Genomic DNA, 19,485 nt, shown 5'->3' on the forward strand with positions numbered 1-19,485 from the left:
GTTTAATTCGCTTATTCTGTTAAACTTTCATTTACACTAAATTCACAGTATTTGGTTGTTGTTTTTTAACAACTATTACAAATAGACTTGCTAAAACACAGAAAACGCCTGCTAAGAAAAATGCCCATGTGTAAGAATCGAAATATTTATAGATAAGGCCGCCGCCATATGCAGCTACCGCAGCACCCGCCTGATGAGATGCAAAAATCCAACCGTAAATAATTCCACTTTTATTCGTACCAAAAATCTGCCTTGAAATACTGATTGTTGGTGGGACTGTTGCAATCCAATCTAATCCATAAAATACTGTAAAAATAACGAGCAAGGTAAATGAACCTTGTACTAATGCATAAGGTAGCAAAACGAGAGAAGCTCCTCTTAAAAGATAATACCAAAATAATAACCATCGATTATCGAAACGGTCAGATAGCCACCCTGATAAAGTTGTGCCAACGAGATTAAAGATTCCCATAAAAGAAAGAAACGAAGCAGCTGTCACTAAAGGAACGCCCAAACTAATACAGTATGAAACAAAATGAGTACCAATTAAACCACTAGTTGAAAGCCCACAGATAAAGAAGCTACCGGCCAATAACCAAAATTCTTTCACTTTCACTGCGCGAAAAAGGCCGTTGAAAGCAATAATAATAGGATTATTCTTTTGCGCTACATCGTTAACTTTTAACTCCTTTTCACGCCCATAAGGAAGAATGCCCACATCCTTTGGTTTGTTTTTCATAAATAATAAAATAATGATAAACATGATGGCACTTAGAACCATAATTAATGCAATCGCCCATCGCCAGGAATAATTCTCTATAATCATCGCCAAAATGGGTAACAAAATTAACTGGCCTGTCGCTGTACTTGCTGTTAAAATTCCGACGGCAAGCCCTCTTCTTTTTTCAAACCAATTATTAGCCACATATGGACTTAGAACTGTTAAAAAAAGGCTTGCACCTAGACCGATGATAAAGCCCCAAATAATGGTTAACTGCCATGCTTGATTCATGAAAAGAGTAAGCATAATACCTATTATTAATGTCGCCATCGCGGCTAACATCATTTTCTTTAAGCCAATTACTTCAAGCAACGCTGCCATAAAAGGACCTGATATGCCATATAAAAAAAGACTGATTGCAAAAGCCATTGCAATCATTGAACGATCCCAGCCAAATTCTTTTTCGAATGGGCCTATAAAAACGCCTGATGATGACAAAGTGATACCAGCTACAATTATTGAGAAAAATGTAATGACAAGGATAAACCAACTATAGTGAATACGTTTCAAAACTCCACCTACCTTTCTCCAAAGTATCTTAAAACAATGATTTTCTAAGTTACATTATTAAAATTTCATCCTTTTCTCAGCATTATTTTCCACATCACTAAAATACATGTATATACATATATTTGTTCAAAAAAATATAGAATATCCATTTCTTTAAATTATATGTATCTACATATATAATGATATGAATAGCGTTTTCTACTGTCAAGAAATAAATTTATGTTCAACGATGAAACAAATTGAGTTTTCCTTAACTTGAAATAACGCAAAAGGAGTTTTTTATGGATAAAGAATACACTAACATAGACTATACACAGATTTGTGTATGTGCGAACCTTAGAAAAAAGACAAGAGTCGTTACACAAATATATGACAAATTGCTCCAACCTACCAATTTAAAAATCACCCAATATTCTATGTTGGCCAATATCGATCATCAGAAAGCTGTTTCAATAAGCAAATTAGGGGAGATTTTGTTACTTGATCAAACTACAGTTACGCGTAATGTCAATCTACTGAAACAAAGTGGCTATGTTGCTATTACTAGAGATCAACAAGATGCTAGAACAAAAATCCTTTCGCTTACCGATGCAGGCATTGAAAAATTACATGAAGCTGCGCCTATTTGGCGTGAAATTCAGGAAAGAATTATCAATGATATTGGCCTAGAGAAATATAAGGACTTCTATGAAACGCTTAGACACATTCAAAAAATAATTAAATCCTACAATTACTAATACGTAGAAAAAAACGACTGTCTATAAGTTTTTCACTTATGTAGACAGCCGTTTCATTATATTAGTATTGAATCAATGTTTTCATATTTAGATCGCCCAGTTTTGCACGACCGTTTAGTTCAGTCAGTTCGATTAAAAATGCACAGCCAACAACTACACCACCCAATTCTTCAATTAAACGAACAGTTGCTTCCACTGTACCACCCGTTGCAAGTAAATCATCACAGATTAACACTTTTTGGCCTGGCTTAATAGCATCTTTGTGCATCGTTAATGTATCCTTACCATACTCAAGGCCATAGTCTGCACTGACCACCTCACGAGGTAATTTTCCTGGTTTACGAACAGGGGCAAAGCCAATTTCAAGTGCATAAGCAACTGGGCAACCAATGATGAAGCCACGCGCTTCAGGACCTACGATAATTTCCGCGCCCATCTCTTGTGCGTAAGACACTATTTGATCTGTCGCATATTTGTATGCTGGTCCATTATCCATAATTGTTGTAATATCCTTGAAGCTGATGCCTTCTTTAGGCCAGTTCTCAACTGTTGTCACATATTGCTTTAAATCCATTTAGATGTTCCTCCTACGAAACTTTTTTCGTATATTAATGTATTCGTTCATCAAACCATTGCTTTAACTCTATATAAGGTGCATAGACAAGCTTTTGCTCCATATCAATCTGTTCTGAACGTTGTTTGTAAGACGGTGCCTCCGTAAGCGCTGTTTTTGGTGCATTCACGTGGACAGTCGTCAGTCCACTGTCCATTTTAACAAAATCAAGCTCAAAAAACACCTGTGTCATAAATTTTAATGCATCTAACGGCCAGCCTGTATGCTTTGCTAAATCTGGCAAATGCATATTCAACGGGAATGCTGGGCGGTTTTTCAAAAATTTATAATACCAAGCAAATTGCTCACGCGTAGGCATACCGTTGAAATACTGGGAATCCGGCATATAAAAATGTGCATAAATGCGAGAAGGCGCTGTTTTTTGTAAAACATTTTCTAACAATTGAACATTTTGTGGCAAATCAAGTAACACAATATAATTTGTTTGCGCTATATTTGAAAGTGCTGCATCAACAAACACAATTGGTACACCAAGAAGTGATTGATAATAGGTACCCGTTTCAGGACGGAACGCTAAAAAAGTTGCTTCCTCTTTCGGTACTGTATTTAACCAACGCGAAGTTTGACGAATGCCACGAATATCAAATAATTGCCACTCTGTCGTCTGTACGTCCTCAATCATAAACTGTGGCTTTTTACGGCCTTGCCACTCATTAATTTGCAAATCCCCAATGAAGGATACTTTAATTCCATGCGTCAGTTCATCGTGTAGATGTCCTTTATTAAAGCCGACACTATCCAATGTTTCATAGCCATCAGTTAATTCCATTTTAATATGATTTTCAGCTGCACCAATTTTACGCATTGTCGCTATTTCAACATCTTCTAGCACATAGACAGGTTTCGGAAAATCCGTGCCAAACGGTCCAAGATTGGCAATTTCCTCAATAGCGTCTGCTGAAATTTCATCAAGCTTTAGTGGAATATCTATATTGAGGACTGGTGTCAATTGCTCCTCTGTTAAACAAGCTCTTGCCTGGGCGTCTAACCTTGCTCGTAATTCATCGACATGCTCAATTGGCAAGGTCATACCTGCCGCCATCGGGTGCCCACCAAAATGCGGTAAAATATCTCGATTGTTGGCCAGTTCATTAAACAAATGGAACCCTTCGATACTACGTGCCGAACCTTTCGCTGTACCTTTATCAAAGTCTAGTGATAGAACAATAGTCGGACGATAATATAGCTCAACAAGACGAGATGCTACAATCCCGACAACACCCGCATTCCAACCTTCTCCAGCAACAACTAATACCAGTGATTCTCTAATTTTTTCGTCCGCTTCAATTAATGCTACAGCTTCATCTGTAATACTTTTCACAATATCTTTGCGCTCACTATTACAAGCATTCAGTTGTTTCGCTAATGAAATGGCCTTTGTACTATCCTCTGCCATTAGAAGCTCAACACCTGGGGCTGCTTCTCCTAAACGGCCAACTGCATTTAAGCGCGGACCAAAGTAAAAACCAATTGTTTCTTCATTGATTTTGGATTGTTCAGCACTTGCTACCTCACACATTGCCTGTATCCATGGGCTTAGTGAACGGCGCATTTCTTCAATACCACGCTTGACTAGATAACGGTTTTCATCGACTAATGGCACTAAATCCGCCACTGTACCAATCGCCACAAACTCAAATAAATGCGTTGGTAGCTCCCCGTATAAAGCATGCGCCAATTTAAATGCCACACCCACGCCTGCTAGTTCACCAAATGGATAGTGTCCCTCTGGCACCCGCGGATGTAAAATAACATCCGCAGGTGGTAGTTCCTCACCAGGTTCATGGTGATCTGTCACAATGACATCCATACCAAGCTCTTTCGCCACACGAATGGGCTCAAGACCTGAGATACCGTTGTCTACAGTAATAATTAATTGCACGCCCTCTGCATGTGCCTCACGAAATAATGCTTCATTCGGGCCATAGCCGTGCAAGAAACGGTTTGGAATTTTAAACGATACATCTGCACCAAGATCTAATAACACATTAAACATCACCGTCGTACTTGTGATACCATCTGCATCATAATCACCATATATTAATATTTTTTCGCTGTTCTCAAGTGCATGTTCGATACGTGCCACTGCTTCTGCCATACCATGCATTAAAAACGGGTCATGAATATTTATGTCTGTCATATTTAGTAAACTCTCTGCTGCAGCAGGCGTTTCGCAGCCACGTGCCGCTAAAATTTTTGCCGCAATCGCAGAAATTTGCAAGTCATTTTGTAATGCTTGTACCAGTTGTGCGTCTGGACGCTCTACTAGCCATCTCTTTTTTGATAGAATCATTTTTTCACTTCCTCACGAAGGTTATTATACCGAAAATCAAGCAGGGACGCTATCTGCTAGTTTCTATGGAAGTTATTAGTCAGTCTGAGTGTGCTATCCGTCACTTTTGCAATTCTATCCGTCAGTTCGAGTGTGCTATCCGTCACTTTTCTAGTTCTATCCGTCAGTTCGAGCGCGCTATCCGTCTACAGCATAAAAAAAGCCTACTCTAATTAAAGAGTAGACTTCTCTCGCATATTTTTAGAGGCAGCGACCAGTGCTTCAACTTTGGCAAAATCGCCTTCATGTAATGCCGCAACAATCGCACTGCCTACGATCACCCCGTCACCTAGTTCACCCATGCTCACCACTTGTTCAGGTGTGGATATCCCAAAACCTGCTAACACCGGAATATGGCTCGATTCACGAAATTTCGCAAAATGTCCTGCTAATTCATTAGCAAAACTTGTACGTGCTCCTGTAATACCATTTACCGTAACAGCATAGACAAAACCTTGGCTTGCTGTGACGATACGTGCAATTCGCTCAGGCGGGCTAGTTAATGATACGAGCTGTACAATATCCACGCCATGTGGATTCAACTTTTCGCGTAAAATTGCACTTTCCTCTAATGGTACGTCAGGTACAATTAAACCCTTAACGCCAGCTGCAACACAAGCCTCCCCAAATGATTCTAATCCATAAGCCAATACAGGGTTAAAATACGTCATCACCACTAACGGGACTGTTATCTCTTCACGAAATGAGGCAAGTGTTTCGAACACTTTGCGCAATGTCACCCCATGCGCTAAAGCGCGCTCACCTGCCTGTTCAATTGTAGGTCCATCTGCTACAGGGTCAGTAAATGGAATGCCCACTTCAATCGCAGTGACTCCCATTTGTTGTAGCTTCAAGATAGTTGGTTTTACGGTTGTAAGTCCTCCATCGCCTGCCATGATATACGGCACAAATGCCTTATTGCCTGCTATCTTTGCTCGTTCAATTGCCTGCTGTAATGTTGTCATGATACCTCACCTCCAAGTACTGCGTGTACTGTATGAACATCCTTATCACCGCGACCAGATAAACACACAACAATGATGTCGTCCGCACTCATCGTTTTGGCAAGCTTTGCTGTATATGCAATCGCATGAGAACTTTCTAATGCGGGTAAAATGCCTTCCGTCCGGCTTAATAATAGCAAACCTTCAAGCGCCTCACTATCTGTTATCGAATCAAATTTTGCTCGACCAATATCATGTAAATAACAATGCTCTGGCCCCTTCCCTGGATAATCAAGACCAGCTGAAATAGAATGCGCTTCCTGAACAAAGCCATTTTCGTCCTGCAGCAAATACATGTAAGCACCATGTAATACCCCTAGCTGTCCACCTGCAATGGCGGCTGCCTGCTTGCCAGTGTCAATTCCATTACCTGCCGCCTCGACACCATACAAAGCAACTTTTTCATCATCTACAAATGGGTGGAACATCCCAATGGCGTTACTCCCTCCCCCAATACAAGCAACAACGGCATCAGGTAAACGCCCTTCTTTTTCTAACATCTGCGCACGTGTTTCCACACCAATAACGCGCTGAAAATCCCGCACAATCTTCGGAAATGGATGCGGTCCCAAAGCTGAACCTAAAATATAATGTGTATCCTCGACATTCGTTACCCAATAGCGCAAGGCCGCATTGACTGCGTCTTTCAATGTTTTTGAACCAGTTTCAACAGATTCGACTTTTGTACCGAGCAGCTCCATCCGGAAAACATTTAATTGCTGGCGTTTTATATCCTCGGCTCCCATAAAGACAACGCACTCGAGATTTAATAATGCACAAGCCGTCGCAGTGGCTACACCATGCTGGCCTGCTCCTGTTTCAGCTACAATTTTCTTTTTCCCCATACGTTTTGCTAGTAACGCTTGCCCGATAGCATTGTTAATTTTATGGGCACCTGTATGGTTTAAATCTTCACGTTTTAAGTATATTTTTGCACCGCCAAGTTCTTTCGTTAAATTTTCAGCAAAGTACAGTGGCGTTTCACGACCTACATATTCTTTTAAATAATATGCTAGCTCATCTGTAAACGCTTTGTCCGCCATTGCTTCTTCATACGCCATTTCTAGTTCCAACAGTGCTGTCATCAATGTCTCTGGAACATACTGCCCACCAAATTTTCCATAACGCCCTTCCTTTGTCGGCACGCTATTTGCAATCGATTTCGTCATTTTACGCTCTCCTTCTTTGCTACCTGTAAAAAGGCCGTTATTTTCGCTCTATCCTTGACACCATCTGTCTCGACGCCACTTGAAACATCCACCATTGACGGCAACACAAGTGACACTGCCTCCTCAATATTTTCTAACTTCAAGCCACCTGCAAGAATCAGTTTTTCATGAGGAATGCCTACCGTTTTAAGTAGCGCCCAGTCAAATGTATGGCCACTGCCTCCTTTAAAATCCGTGCCCGGTGCATCGAACAAATAATAATCGACATCATAACGTGTAGCTTTTTGTACATCTTCAGCACAACGAACGGATAGCGCCTTAATAGCAGGATACCCTTGCTGACGAATAAACTCAGGTGTTTCCTCCCCATGATATTGCACATAATCTAATGGCACTTCTTGCACTGCCGCCTGTAGTTCCTGTGAGGTTGGATTGACAAAAACACCAATTTTCAAGACCCCTTCCGGCACATGCTTTGCTAATTCCTGTGCCTGCTCAATTGACACCCGACGCTTACTCGGTGCAAATACAAAGCCAATTGCATCTGCTCCTGCCCGCACAGCCGCTTGCACATGCTGCACTTCTTTCAGCCCACAAATTTTCACTTTCGTCATACAGATGCACCCGCTTTCCTTACTTGTAAACTCTGTAGTGCAGATCCTGCATTACCACTGCGCATTAACGACTCACCCACAAGAACACCACTAGCCCCCATCGCCGCCACTGCCTGCGCATCGTCTGTCGTCCAAATACCACTTTCACTAATGAGCACGCGCTCTTCTCCAAATGGAAAGGCTTCGGCAATTTCACGTGTACGCTCTAGACTCACTTCAAATGACCGTAAATCGCGATTATTGACGCCAATTAATCTAGCACCGACAGCGATAGCTCGTTCAAGCTCCCCGATATCATGTACCTCTACTAATATTTCTAACCCTAAGCTTGTGGCATAGCTATATAGATCACATAAAAGTTCATCTTCTAAAGCTGCCACAATCAGTAAAATAATTGATGCACCTGAGGCTTTGGCAAATCGAATTTGTACACGATCAATCATGAAGTCTTTACAAAGTATGGGTATGTCGACTGATGCTGCTACGGTTGCCAAATCATTAAACGAGCCTTTGAAAAACTCTTTATCTGTTAATACAGAGATTGCTGCTGCCCCAGCCTCTGCATAAATTTTTGCCTGTTTGACCGGGTCTGCTCCTTCGGCAATTAAGCCCTTCGAAGGCGATGCACGCTTCATCTCAGCAATAACTTGCAATGTTGCCGATTCTCGTAATGTATCAAACAATGATCTACGTTTTTTTTCGGTGAAATTTGCTAATGGATCTGGCAGTTCAAGTAAAGCCCCAACTTCTAATTTTTTTTGTTCAAGAATTTTGTGTAAAATATTCATTGCCCTACCTCCACTTCTTTAATTTGCTCACTATAGGCAACGACCGCCTCTAATTTTTGTAATGCGCGTCCGCTAAATATACTTTCCTTCGCCATGTCGACACCTTCTTTAACGGTTAGAGCACTACCATAGCTGAACAATCCGATACCAACGTTTAACAAAACCGTATCAAAGTAAGCACTTTGTTCACCAGCTAGTAATTTACGCATAATAGCAGCATTGTCGTCTGCATTTCCTCCGCGAATTGCTTCTAATGGCGCATAATTTAGTCCTGCATCCTCAGCCGTTAATGCAAACGGAATTAAATCTCCCTTATCCACTAAAACAAAGGTGTTTTGCCCGGCCAAAGATGCCTCGTCTAATCCTTGTGGACCGGAAACCACCATTGCTCGTTCACGACCTAGCATTTGCAAAACGGAAGCATACTCCATCACAAAATTTGGTCGATTAATGCCCGTAAATTGTGTGGATAACGTCACTGGATTTGTTAACGGACCAACAAGATTAAAAATGGTTGGTTTGCCAAGGGCACGACGCACTTCACCGATACGTTTTAATTTTGGATGCACATTTGGCGCATATAAAAATGCAATGCCTTCTTTTTCTAAGAGCGCTATCGTTTGGTCGACAGAAATATTTGTATGAATTCCAAGAGCCTCCAAAACATCAGCGCTACCCGATGCAGATGAAATTTTACGATTGCCATGCTTTGCCATCTTGACACCTGCACCAGCTAATACAAATGCAGATGCAGTACTAATGTTAAATGTATTTAAGCCATCACCACCGGTACCGCAATTATCCATATAAATAGCAGATTTTGCTGGCACATCTAGTGCGAACGACCGCATGACTGTTGCTAGTGCAGCCACTTCGTGTGCCGTTTCACCTTTTGCTGACAAGTCCGTTAAAAAATTGGCCATTTCATCCTTTGATGTGTCATCCTGAAACATCCATTTTGCTGCATCTAACATTTCCTCAAACATTAAATGTTCACATTGCCGTACTTTTTCACGTATTTTTTCCATTAATTTGCGCCTCCTTCTTTTGCAAGTAGGTGTGAAACTAATTCCCCTGCCTCTTCCACTTTGCGGCGTATTTCTTTTACATTGCTATATTTTGTAACCGTTGCCGTCGTTTGCATATGCATGATTTCGTTTTCTACGACGATAGATTGCCCTGTTAGCGCAAAATCTAGATATCCATTAAACCCGATAAATCCTAGCGCACCACCGAAAATACCAGCTGGTTGAGTCGTGATCTTTAACTGATTTTGTACCTGTTCCTTTGGTATACCTGTAGAAACGAATGGTGGTAAAGTTGCAGCTAATACATCTAAAGCATGGAGCATCGGTAAAATTTGACCCTCGACACGTGAAGTCATATGCAAATCTTGCTTTGAACACTCAATTCTCATGGCATCAATCACCTGAATGGAATCGCGCAAACAAACAGATCGAAGCGCTTGTTGCATCGCAGTAACGACTACAGCATGTGATTTCCTCACCTCCACGTTTTCATATAACATCCGTTCATTTTCTAAGTCCTCTACTTTTGTATACCCCCGTGAATATGTCCCTTCACTAGGTGTTGTAATTACACGTTCCCCCTTCACTCGAATTAGACTTTCTGGTGATGTTCCCAAAACAATATGGTCATCAAACGTTACATAATACATATAGGGGGCAGGATTTTTTTTACGCAGTAGACGATATAGCGCAAAAGCGTCCCCTTCTAAAGTTGCTAAAAATTGTTTCGATAGTACAACACGTGCATGCTCTTTATCTAAAGTATCTTTGATCTTTGTTAAAGACATTTCAACGTGTTCACTCGATGTTGAATCCCGTATTTGATAGCTACAAATTGTATCCTCACACTCTCTACCTTTTAACAGTTGCTCAGCTAATTCTTCAAGATTGGGCTCTTTTTTCTCTGCATCAATATTTGTATGAATCAATGTCACTTCGTCTGTTACATGGTCAAAAACAATAATCGTTTCATATACATGAAAATGCACATCAGGAAGCTGCATTTTTTCTTGGCCGGCTGCTAATATTGTCGTTGCACCATGACCAACATAGCCAACTGCCCCACCTGAAAATGGGAATTGTGTTGTAGTAGAAATGCGCGGCATTAAGCGCTTTAATAATACGAATAGGTCTCCCTTATGCGTATAGCTTTTCTCTGTTTTATAGGAGAATTCTTGTATTTCATCGCCTACTCCTTTATACGTTTTCCGCGGGTTGGCTCCGATGAACGAGAAACGTCCTGTACTCTCATGCTGTGCGGAACTTTCAAGCAAAAATTTGTGCGTACCTTGTAACCGTCTAAAAATTAAAATAGGTGTGAGTGAATCACCGTTAATCGTTTTCATCTTTGTTCTTGAACTCGTTGTTTGCATATCGACTAAGCTCCTTTATTCAAAAAAATTCGTACTAGCGGCTTAAAAGCCCCTAAAAACAAAAAAAGCCCTCTGCAAAAAGGATTTTCCTAATTGCAGAGGACGATCATGACCGCGTTGCCACCTCATATTAGAGCTATATGCTCTCACTTGTGTGCTCCATCAAAAACTGCCTCAGCGAAATTGTACCCGTCATTTTTCCGTACAATAGTTCAATCTGCGACTGTCACTTTATTCAACGGCTATTTAGTAAACCGCAAAAATAAAGTCAAAGCACACCCGATAACGTGGGAATCCGTTCGCTATTATAAATAGCGACTCTCATAAGTCCATTCACATAAGCTACAAATCAGTTTCCACCACCCACTGACTCTCTTATATTGCACACCTATGCTACTACTCTTATTCAACAATTTCTCAGCTATTCTCGTCTACACTCGGCTCATCTGTTCTAAGGCTGATCTCGCTCCCGAGACCTTCTACCTTGTATCGAACGAAAAGTTAGCCTTATTCTATGCCAATCCATAACAATTGTCAATTAATTCTGATGAGAATAGGCTATCGCCATGTAAAATGTGAAATGTGATGACAGGGGAATAAATACCTCCACTATGTCCTAAGAAAGTCGGTTAAATATCTTATTATTGAATAATTTCCATGTATTGACCTTGTAAAAATATCAAGTTATAGTAATTTTAGAACATAGATTCTCTAATAAACATAGAAAGCAGGAACGTATATGTCCGTTCGCAAAAAGTTAAATATTGGTTTTAGCGCCCTCACAGTATTATTATTAATCTCCAGTATCATTGCATTTATTCAATTTAAAGCGGTTGAGAGCGACCTTGTTGAGGTGCTTGATCATCGAATTGTACAAATTCAACTAACTGAAGAAATTCAACAAGAGCTTGCTTCTCACGGTTTGTTTTTACGTTCATATGTATTAAATAATGAAGATGCTACTACCAAAAAAAACTTACAGCGTTATGAAACCCTTTTACCAGAGACGATTCAACAACTCTCAGACATTGTTCGTTCTGATTACACAACAACTATCATGCAGCAAATAAATGCGTTAAATAAGGATCTATTAACAAGTTCTACTAAGGCTGTACAAGCATTTAACGATGGTGATACTGAATTAGCCTTATCTTACATAAATGGTGACGTCACAAAATTTAACAAGGAAATTTACACGCTTACAAATGATTTAATCAACTATCATGATGAACAGCTGCAACAAGTTAAACATACAGCTAAACAAACCGTCACACGTGCGATTATTATTTCTATTGCATTACTTATTTTAAGTGCAATTGTTGGTTTATATTTTATGTACTTTGTGAAAAATTCAATCGTTCAACCGTTGCGTAAAGTGATTGCTGCCGCACATACATTAGCGCAAGGTGATTTAACAATTGCACAGCTCAAGCATCGTTCAAATGACGAGATTGGCACTCTGGCATCTGCGGTAGATACACTAAAGCAAAATTTATCTGTGTTGATTAAAAATGTACAAGATAACGCTTCCCATTTATCGGCTGCTTCTGAAGAACTTTCAGCAAGCACTGAAGAAGTGACAGCAACTTCAATAGATATTGCGCAGCGTGTGCAAGAAACTACTACACATTTAGCTTCTTCTGCGAGTGCTTCCAAGGAAAGTGCTGTGGCAATGGAAGAAACAGCTGGTGGTGTACAACGTATTGCTGAGGCTACACAAAATTTACATCATGATGCCATGAAAATGACGCAAACTGCCAATGATGGTGGTCATACGATAACAACAGCGAAAGAGCAAATGGAGACCATTTCTGTCTCAACTTTACGTATTGCCAAATTAACACAGAAGTTAAGCAAGCAATCTGAAGAAATCGGACAAATAACAAAGGTAATTACTGCAATTACAGAACAAACGAATTTACTAGCACTGAATGCAGCAATTGAAGCCGCACGAGCGGGTGAGCATGGCAAAGGCTTCGCAGTTGTAGCCAATGAGGTACGTAAGCTTGCCGAAGAGTCCAATCAATCTGCTGGGCAAATCGTTGCCCTTACTACTGAAATTCAAGTAGATACACGTAATGTAGCAACTGCGGTTGATGAAGGCTTATCATCTGTACAAGATGGTGTCACAATGATTCACGAAGCTGGAGATGCCTTCAACTCCATTGCCTCTTCCGTTCAGGCATTTACTGATCAAATTGAAGACATTTCTGCAACTACCGAACAAATTTCTGCAAGTGCGGAAGAGGTAGCTGCTTCAGTAACAGAGATCGCTAGTGGTGCTGGCATTTCTGCTAACAATTCACAAATGATAGTAGAGGCTGTAGATGAACAAGCAGCTACGATGCAACAAGTAAATGTAGTGGCTGAGGAATTAAGCAACAATGCACAGCAACTACAATCCTTACTGCAACAATTTAAAATATAGCAAAAGGCGACCACAGAGAATACTTCGTTTGTGGTCGTCTTTTGTTTTTTTGTGAAGAAAGTATAAATACTTTATTTGCCCTTTTGTGGCTATAAACAACCTTTAAGCGTACATGTACTTGTTTCAACCAACACGTTCTACAATTCCTCTCATGGCCGAACAACACAGCCTTATCTAGTAAAGTAACAACCTTATAAGTCAGCTTCATAGATGAACCCATATTTATTATTTCAATGAAATCTCAAATTTGGAGCCAACTTCTCCTGCAAATACTACTCTACCGTTCTCTGGTAACAGAACTTCATTGTTACCGCTGACCACGGTATAGTTAATGCAAACACCTGCTTGATCATATACAGCAAAAGAGCCCTTCGTAGGCATCTTAACCGTCATAACCTTTCCTTTTGCAGCCTCAGGCACTGAAAACCAGTTCGCATAGCCGTCCGCTTGAATCGTTGTCGAAGACGTAAATTCTTTACCAGTGTAGAGCGGTTTTACAAGTTGCTCACTTGCGTATAAGTTTCCTCCTGCCGTAACATACTCTAATCCATTCTTCTTAAAGAAATTGATTTCCAGAGTATCTCTCCCAGCCATGCTAGGGATTTGCAGTTGGTTAGCTGCATTGTTTTCTCCAATAATCTTATTATTTAAAAAATATCCAGGAACTTCTTTAACCATATCAATAGGTATCATTGATCCAGAATTGAAGTAAAGCATCGATGTATATTTCTCACTCACCAAGTAATATTTTTCACCTTCACGTTTCTCCCATGCGGCAGCTACGCCATTGGGTAATACATTGGCTTCGAGCTTTTCAGCATTATACCCTGAGACAGCTGTTTGTCCTAGCCCCGGGACGGTTATATATAAGCTGGACCATAAGTAAGTGCGCCCATTTTTCTCAACAACGAATTTTAATTTTTCTGTGCCTTCAGCGTTCACAAAAGAACCATCAGCCGTATACATATACTGTTGAACTGGATTGTCCGGAGCCGTTACCGTGGAAACAGACAATTCGCCTACAAGATTAATTTCTACCTTCATTAAATTACCAGAACCACCGCCGTAAATACCTGTATACTGAGAAAATTCCTGCGGCATACTCGCCTTTATAGGCAAACCATGCAACTTGTCTGGCATCCGTTCATGAATAACCCCCTTCTCCTGAAGTGCACTAAGCAGCAGTTCATTCGCTAACAATTGATTTACTACGCTGGAACCACCTGAAGAAATAACAGCCGCAGCCATATTGTGTTCTGGAAGCACGACTAACGAAGAGTGATAGTTCATCGTATCTCCACCTTTCGTAAGTGCCTTGATGCCGTATTCATTGTATGGGAACAAATTCACACTATCCCAGCCTAGTCCGTATGCGATGGAAGAAGGATCAGTTTCCTCTGGCCACATGCCTCTTTTATACTCTTCTTGTGCCATAGCTTCCACCGACTTCTTAGAAAGAATATCATCTGCATGTCCAGTGAAAATTTGTGAGAATTTAACGAGATCTTCAGCTGTGGAATACATGCCACCTGTTGCAATAATATTGTAATTCTCACTTGGGAGTTGTCCATTATAAGCAGGGGAATAGATCCCGGCCATTGTCGCTGAATCCACTCGATCCAGCGGTGTTTTCGTATGATTCATTTTTAGAGGCTCTGTCAAATACTTGTGTATAAAAGCTGTAAAAGACATGCCACTTACTCTCTCTACCAAAATCTCAGCTAATGTAAAACCATCGTTGCAATATACCGAGTACGCTCCTGGCTCTGCCTTTAAATTTTGAGTCGCCAATTGCTCTAACAAATTATCGTGTGCATAAGTATCATTATCCCCATACAAACCTGTATTACGGTACGAGGTTCCAAGTAGACCAGAGGAATGATTCAGCAGCATACGTGGTGTAATCTGTTTATAACGATCGTCTTTCATCTTAAAATCAGGTATATATTTTACAACGGGTAAATCCAAATCTACCTTACCTTCGTCTACAAGCTTCATAATGGCAGCCGTGAGTACCATTTTGCTTGTAGAACCTATACCATACATTGTATTTGAAGTAAGAGGTATATTGTCCTTTATGTCGTTTTTGCCTGCATGCCCTGAGATGACAATTTCTCCATCATCAATGATCGCATATTGCGCACTTGAGATGCCGTAAGTTTCTGTTATCAGCTTGGCTTTCTCGGTCGCTATTTTCTTAGTCGCATCAAATGTAACAACACTGCTATCGGTGGTTGTTGTGGCCATTGCAGACATTGGAGCAAGCATTGTTAGCATAAGGGTTAAAGCGACGATTGGAGTTCGTTTTCTACCTTTTCTCGGGCCCATCTTCAATTTTATTTCTTCTCTTGATTTCACTCGTATCCTCTCCTATCATTATCTGTTTATTGGGCTACCTTAACGGGCCCTAAGAAAAAGCCTATACGACGAAAATATTCTACCAGTGACGACAGTATGAATGGAGTATGAACAAATGAAAAAAATGCTACGGCGCACATGCCAGGAAGCTTGCACATAATGCCGTAGCATGGATAATACGAGGACTGTGTTTAGATAATGCGAATGAGAGCATGTTGTTACATCAAATAGTTACAAACAAACTTTCATTTTAAAAATTATCTACTGTCTTGCTTTACTTCTTCCATAAACGCCCTGAAGTTTTCAGCGATTTCTTTTGATTTGGTATGGTGTAAATAATGTGTTCCTTCAAATGTCATCACTTTTCCATATACAGAATCTTTTACTTGCTCTTCATGTAGTGTTGACCATCCTTCAATTCCAGTACTATTCGGTTGTAAAAAGAAAATAACAGGAAGGTTTTTTGGGAATGTTAAATTTTCAGCTGCTTTAAAATTAGGAAACCTATTTTCTATTTCATTCACAATGGTGGGATTTCTAAAGTTTTTGTAAGAAAGAATTCTCATTTGTTCTTTTGTTTCATCATCAACTGGTAGAGTAGCATATGGGTCAGCACTTAGTTTCATTACTAATCTGCCTAAACCTGATTCTTTGAGTAGTGTAATTACTGAATTAGGTATTGGAGATTCAACAACCTTATCACCATATTGCCTTGGAGCACTGCTATCGATCCCGACAAATGCACTCACTTCGTGTTCATATTTGTTCACATAATCTAGTCCGTAAATGCCCGCAATGGAGTGACCCATTAGAATATAGCGGTCAATTTTAAGAATCTGTAAAGCTTCATGAATTTCACTTACAATATTTTCTGTGCTTCGTTCTTTTTCGGTTATATCACTTAATCCATAACCAAATGGCTCAATCACTACGACTTTGTAAAATGGCGATAACTCTTCTACTAGCGGCTTAAAATCAAGTGCTGGTGTTCCTGTTCCCAAACCTGGTAGTAGCACGACGGTTTCTTCGCCTTGTCCTTGAATCAAAACATTCATATTTTTCCCATCTACTGTTACAGACTGACCATAGGGTTTTATTTTTCCTTCCTCTGATTTGCTAATGATCTTATCAACGACAAAAACGATGGCTATAAAAACGACGATTGCTATAACTAATGCTGCTAATATTTTAAGTAAAATGATAAGCATTTTTTTCATCTTATTAGCTGGTTTTTTGCCTGTTGTTGTGTCCAAGTCCATTTTCTTCACCTCTCGTATTTTCACTCACATCTTCTCCTATCGTTACCTCTCTATTGGACTGCCTGCCTTATCGGGCAGTTAAGACAAGCATATACGGCGAAGATGAACTCACTGTGACGTCAATATGAACCGAGTATGAACAAGCAAAAAAATGCCACATCATCATATGTACAGTGAAAAACCGCCCCAAAGGACGGTTTTCATATCACTTATGCACACTTACTTTGCTTCTTTCATAAATTCTCTAAAGTTTTGAGCGATTTCTTTGAATTGGGTATGGTGTAAATAATGTGATCCCTCCATTGGGATCATTTTTCCATGTACAGAATCTTTTACTTGCTCTTCATGTAGTGGAATCCATCCTTCTACGCCTGCATTATTCGCTTGTACAAAGAGAAGAAGAGGAAGGTCTTTAGGGAATGACAAGTCTTGAGCCCCTTTAAAATTAGAAGATATATGTTCCATTTCATTCAAGGTAGTGGCATTATACATGTTTTTATTCGAAATCATTTTCATTTGCTCTACAGTTTGAGCATCAAACGCTAGTCCAGCATAGGGGTCACCACTTACTTTCATGATCAATCTTAAGAGGCCTGATTTTTCGACAAATGCAAACGTTTTTACTGGCAATTCGACATCCATACCCGGTTGTGTTGGAACACTGCTATCGATTCCGACAAATGCACTCACTTCGTTTGGATATTTGTTGACATAATCAAGTCCATAGATACCTGTAATGGAATGGCCCATTAGCGTAAATTTGTCAATATCAAGCTGTTGTAAAGCTTCATGCATCTCACTGACAATATTCTCAGTGCTTCGTTCTTTATCGGTCTCATCACTTAATCCATATCCGAAAGGCTCAATCGCAACGACTTTGTAAAATGGAGATAACTCATCGATAAGCAGCTTAAAATCAAGCGCTGGTGTAGCTGTTCCATAGCCAGGTAGGAGCACGACGGTTTCTTCTCCTTCACCTTGAATGAAGACATTCATATTTTTTCCGTCTACTGTTACAAACTGACCATAAGATTCTATTTTTCCTTGCTCCATCTTATTGCAGATAATATTAACTAGAAAAACAATAGCTAGAAAAAGTACTATGACTATAGCTAAAACTGCTATTATTTTACCTATGATGGTTAACGTTTTTTTCATTATGTTTGCACGAGTGGTGTACAGCGGCAACTGCAGCTTGTTTTCTACCTTTACTCGTGCCCCCCTCCCTTTCATTCTCTATTCGCATCTTCTATCCACATCCGTATATTCCGGCTACTTTTACAAACCTAAATACAGCTTATACAACAAAAGTGTACTATCTATGACAACAATATGAACGGAGTATGAACAAATAAAAAAATGTTACGGCGTCACATGCTATGGAAACTGAATCGTAGCTTGGAAAATGTGGCTTAGACAATCTAATTGATACAAAACTATTACAACAATTGTGATGGGATTTTTTCACTACACTTATTTTATTTCATCCATATACGCCCTGAAATTTTCTACAATTTCTTTTGCTTTTGTACGATATAAATAATGATCCCCTTCAAATGTCATCACTTTCCCGTGTACAGAATCTTTTATTTGTTTTTTATGCTCTGGTATCCATCTTTCAGTTACTTTATGATTCGCTTGTATAAAGAAAATAACGGGTAGATTTTTTGGGAATGATAAATTTTCAGCTGCTCTAAAATTAGCATACATATTTTCAGCTTCATTTAATTGGTTAGGATTATACCTGTTTTTGTGTATAAGAATGCTCATTTGTTCTTTTGTTTTATCATCATAAGGTAGTGTAGCGTATGGGTCATCACCTAGCTTCACTTGCAATCTGGCTAAACCTGATTTTTTGAGTAGTTTTAAAGTGCCTATTATTGGAGATTCAATCTTTTTCTCGCTTAGCGTTGGCACACTGCTATCGAGCCCGACAAATGCACTCACTTCGTTTGGATATTTGTTCACATAATCCAGTCCGTAAATGCCAGAAATGGAGTGGCCCATTAGAATATAACGCTCAATGTTTAGCTGCTGTAAAGCTTCATGTATTTCACTGACAATATTCTCTGTGCTTCGCTCCTTATCGGTTAGTTCACTTAATCCATAACCAAAAGGCTCAATTACAACGACTTTGTAAAATGGAGATAACTCATCGATGAGCGGCTTAAAATCAAGTGCTGGTGCTGCTGTTCCATAACCTGGTAGGAGCACAACTGTTTCTTCTCCTTCACCTTGAATGAAGACATTCATATTTTTTCCGTCTACTGTTACAGACTGACCATAAGTTTCTGTTTTTCCTTGCTCCATTTTGTTGCAGACAATATTAACTAGAAAAACAATAGCTAAAAAAAGTATGATGGCTATAGCTAAAGCTGCTATTAATTTACTTATAATGGTTATCGTTTTTTTCATTATGTTTGCACGAGGTTGTAGAGTGTCAAGCTCGTTTTCTCCTTTGTTCTCGTGC

General features: G+C 39.8%; 15 protein-coding genes and 1 other annotated feature. Of the genes, 2 read left to right on the forward strand and 13 right to left on the reverse strand.

Going from position 1 to position 19,485, the window contains the following annotated elements:
* Positions 1–31 precede the first annotated feature (31 nt).
* Positions 32–1,291, reverse strand: a complete 1,260-nt coding sequence (locus ACOMCU_RS05980) for an MFS transporter (protein ID WP_421049664.1) — start codon at positions 1,289–1,291, stop codon at positions 32–34.
* Between the two features lie 281 nt (positions 1,292–1,572).
* On the opposite strand from ACOMCU_RS05980, the gene ACOMCU_RS05985 reads away from it, so the two are divergent.
* Complete coding sequence (locus ACOMCU_RS05985; protein WP_010860019.1) at positions 1,573–2,028, forward strand: MarR family winged helix-turn-helix transcriptional regulator; 456 nt, start codon at positions 1,573–1,575, stop codon at positions 2,026–2,028.
* A gap of 61 nt (positions 2,029–2,089) precedes the next feature.
* Here ACOMCU_RS05985 and ACOMCU_RS05990 read toward each other — a convergent pair whose 3' ends face one another.
* From ACOMCU_RS05990 to ACOMCU_RS06025, 8 genes are all read right to left on the reverse strand, one after another.
* Positions 2,090–2,602: an adenine phosphoribosyltransferase gene (locus tag ACOMCU_RS05990; protein WP_010860020.1), complete on the reverse strand. Its 513-nt coding sequence runs from the start codon at positions 2,600–2,602 to the stop codon at positions 2,090–2,092.
* Positions 2,603–2,636: 34 nt separating this feature from the next.
* Complete coding sequence (recJ, locus tag ACOMCU_RS05995) at positions 2,637–4,955, reverse strand: single-stranded-DNA-specific exonuclease RecJ (protein WP_421049665.1); 2,319 nt, start codon at positions 4,953–4,955, stop codon at positions 2,637–2,639.
* Between the two features lie 212 nt (positions 4,956–5,167).
* On the reverse strand, positions 5,168–5,959 hold the full coding sequence (gene trpA / locus ACOMCU_RS06000) for a tryptophan synthase subunit alpha (protein WP_421049666.1): 792 nt from the start codon (positions 5,957–5,959) through the stop codon (positions 5,168–5,170).
* Positions 5,956–7,167 (reverse strand): tryptophan synthase subunit beta, encoded by a 1,212-nt coding sequence (gene trpB, locus ACOMCU_RS06005; protein ID WP_421049667.1) that lies wholly within the window; start codon positions 7,165–7,167, stop codon positions 5,956–5,958. The genes trpA and trpB overlap by 4 nt, the downstream gene beginning before the upstream one ends.
* Positions 7,164–7,781, reverse strand: a complete 618-nt coding sequence (locus ACOMCU_RS06010) for a phosphoribosylanthranilate isomerase (protein WP_421049668.1) — start codon at positions 7,779–7,781, stop codon at positions 7,164–7,166. Before ACOMCU_RS06010 ends, trpB begins: the two co-directional genes overlap by 4 nt.
* The gene (gene trpC, locus ACOMCU_RS06015) at positions 7,778–8,569 is read right to left on the reverse strand and encodes an indole-3-glycerol phosphate synthase TrpC (protein WP_010860025.1); all 792 of its coding nucleotides are present in this window, start codon (positions 8,567–8,569) and stop codon (positions 7,778–7,780) included. The genes ACOMCU_RS06010 and trpC overlap by 4 nt, the downstream gene beginning before the upstream one ends.
* A complete protein-coding gene (gene trpD / locus ACOMCU_RS06020; RefSeq protein ID WP_421049669.1) occupies positions 8,566–9,597 on the reverse strand; it encodes an anthranilate phosphoribosyltransferase in 1,032 nt (343 codons plus the stop codon). Before trpD ends, trpC begins: the two co-directional genes overlap by 4 nt.
* Entirely contained in the window at positions 9,597–10,970 is a 1,374-nt protein-coding gene (locus ACOMCU_RS06025) for a chorismate-binding protein (protein ID WP_010860027.1), read from the reverse strand. Before ACOMCU_RS06025 ends, trpD begins: the two co-directional genes overlap by 1 nt.
* A gap of 95 nt (positions 10,971–11,065) precedes the next feature.
* Positions 11,066–11,389: a binding site (T-box leader), on the reverse strand.
* 320 nt (positions 11,390–11,709) lie between these two features.
* Here ACOMCU_RS06025 and ACOMCU_RS06030 point away from each other — a divergent pair.
* Positions 11,710–13,398: a methyl-accepting chemotaxis protein gene (locus ACOMCU_RS06030; protein WP_421049670.1), complete on the forward strand. Its 1,689-nt coding sequence runs from the start codon at positions 11,710–11,712 to the stop codon at positions 13,396–13,398.
* Positions 13,399–13,623: 225 nt separating this feature from the next.
* Here ACOMCU_RS06030 and ACOMCU_RS06035 read toward each other — a convergent pair whose 3' ends face one another.
* From ACOMCU_RS06035 to ACOMCU_RS06050, 4 genes are all read right to left on the reverse strand, one after another.
* Positions 13,624–15,726 (reverse strand): serine hydrolase domain-containing protein, encoded by a 2,103-nt coding sequence (locus ACOMCU_RS06035; protein ID WP_421049693.1) that lies wholly within the window; start codon positions 15,724–15,726, stop codon positions 13,624–13,626.
* Positions 15,727–16,013: 287 nt separating this feature from the next.
* Positions 16,014–17,015 carry an alpha/beta fold hydrolase gene (locus ACOMCU_RS06040; protein ID WP_421049694.1) on the reverse strand — a complete coding sequence of 334 codons (1,002 nt, stop codon included), beginning with the start codon at positions 17,013–17,015 and terminating at the stop codon, positions 16,014–16,016.
* Between the two features lie 219 nt (positions 17,016–17,234).
* Positions 17,235–18,173, reverse strand: a complete 939-nt coding sequence (locus tag ACOMCU_RS06045; protein ID WP_421049695.1) for an alpha/beta fold hydrolase — start codon at positions 18,171–18,173, stop codon at positions 17,235–17,237.
* 315 nt (positions 18,174–18,488) lie between these two features.
* Positions 18,489–19,430 (reverse strand): alpha/beta fold hydrolase, encoded by a 942-nt coding sequence (locus tag ACOMCU_RS06050; protein WP_421049671.1) that lies wholly within the window; start codon positions 19,428–19,430, stop codon positions 18,489–18,491.
* Between the last annotated feature and the right edge of the window lie 55 nt (positions 19,431–19,485).

The sequence above is a fragment of the Lysinibacillus sp. UGB7 genome (assembly GCF_049058285.1).
Taxonomy (GTDB): domain Bacteria; phylum Bacillota; class Bacilli; order Bacillales_A; family Planococcaceae; genus Lysinibacillus; species Lysinibacillus sphaericus_B.

Excerpts from the sequence above, each read along its gene's own strand:
- ACOMCU_RS05985 (WP_010860019.1), top strand. The coding sequence starts at position 1,573 with ATGGATAAAGAATACACTAACATAGACTATACACAGATTTGTGTATGT.
- ACOMCU_RS05990 (WP_010860020.1), bottom strand. The coding sequence starts at position 2,602 with ATGGATTTAAAGCAATATGTGACAACAGTTGAGAACTGGCCTAAAGAA.
- recJ (WP_421049665.1), bottom strand. The coding sequence starts at position 4,955 with ATGATTCTATCAAAAAAGAGATGGCTAGTAGAGCGTCCAGACGCACAA.
- trpA (WP_421049666.1), bottom strand. The coding sequence starts at position 5,959 with ATGACAACATTACAGCAGGCAATTGAACGAGCAAAGATAGCAGGCAAT.
- trpB (WP_421049667.1), bottom strand. The coding sequence starts at position 7,167 with ATGACGAAATCGATTGCAAATAGCGTGCCGACAAAGGAAGGGCGTTAT.
- ACOMCU_RS06010 (WP_421049668.1), bottom strand. The coding sequence starts at position 7,781 with ATGACGAAAGTGAAAATTTGTGGGCTGAAAGAAGTGCAGCATGTGCAA.
- trpC (WP_010860025.1), bottom strand. The coding sequence starts at position 8,569 with ATGAATATTTTACACAAAATTCTTGAACAAAAAAAATTAGAAGTTGGG.
- trpD (WP_421049669.1), bottom strand. The coding sequence starts at position 9,597 with ATGGAAAAAATACGTGAAAAAGTACGGCAATGTGAACATTTAATGTTT.
- ACOMCU_RS06025 (WP_010860027.1), bottom strand. The coding sequence starts at position 10,970 with ATGCAAACAACGAGTTCAAGAACAAAGATGAAAACGATTAACGGTGAT.
- ACOMCU_RS06030 (WP_421049670.1), top strand. The coding sequence starts at position 11,710 with ATGTCCGTTCGCAAAAAGTTAAATATTGGTTTTAGCGCCCTCACAGTA.
- ACOMCU_RS06035 (WP_421049693.1), bottom strand. The coding sequence starts at position 15,726 with ATGGGCCCGAGAAAAGGTAGAAAACGAACTCCAATCGTCGCTTTAACC.
- ACOMCU_RS06040 (WP_421049694.1), bottom strand. The coding sequence starts at position 17,015 with ATGGACTTGGACACAACAACAGGCAAAAAACCAGCTAATAAGATGAAA.
- ACOMCU_RS06045 (WP_421049695.1), bottom strand. The coding sequence starts at position 18,173 with ATGAAAAAAACGTTAACCATCATAGGTAAAATAATAGCAGTTTTAGCT.
- ACOMCU_RS06050 (WP_421049671.1), bottom strand. The coding sequence starts at position 19,430 with ATGAAAAAAACGATAACCATTATAAGTAAATTAATAGCAGCTTTAGCT.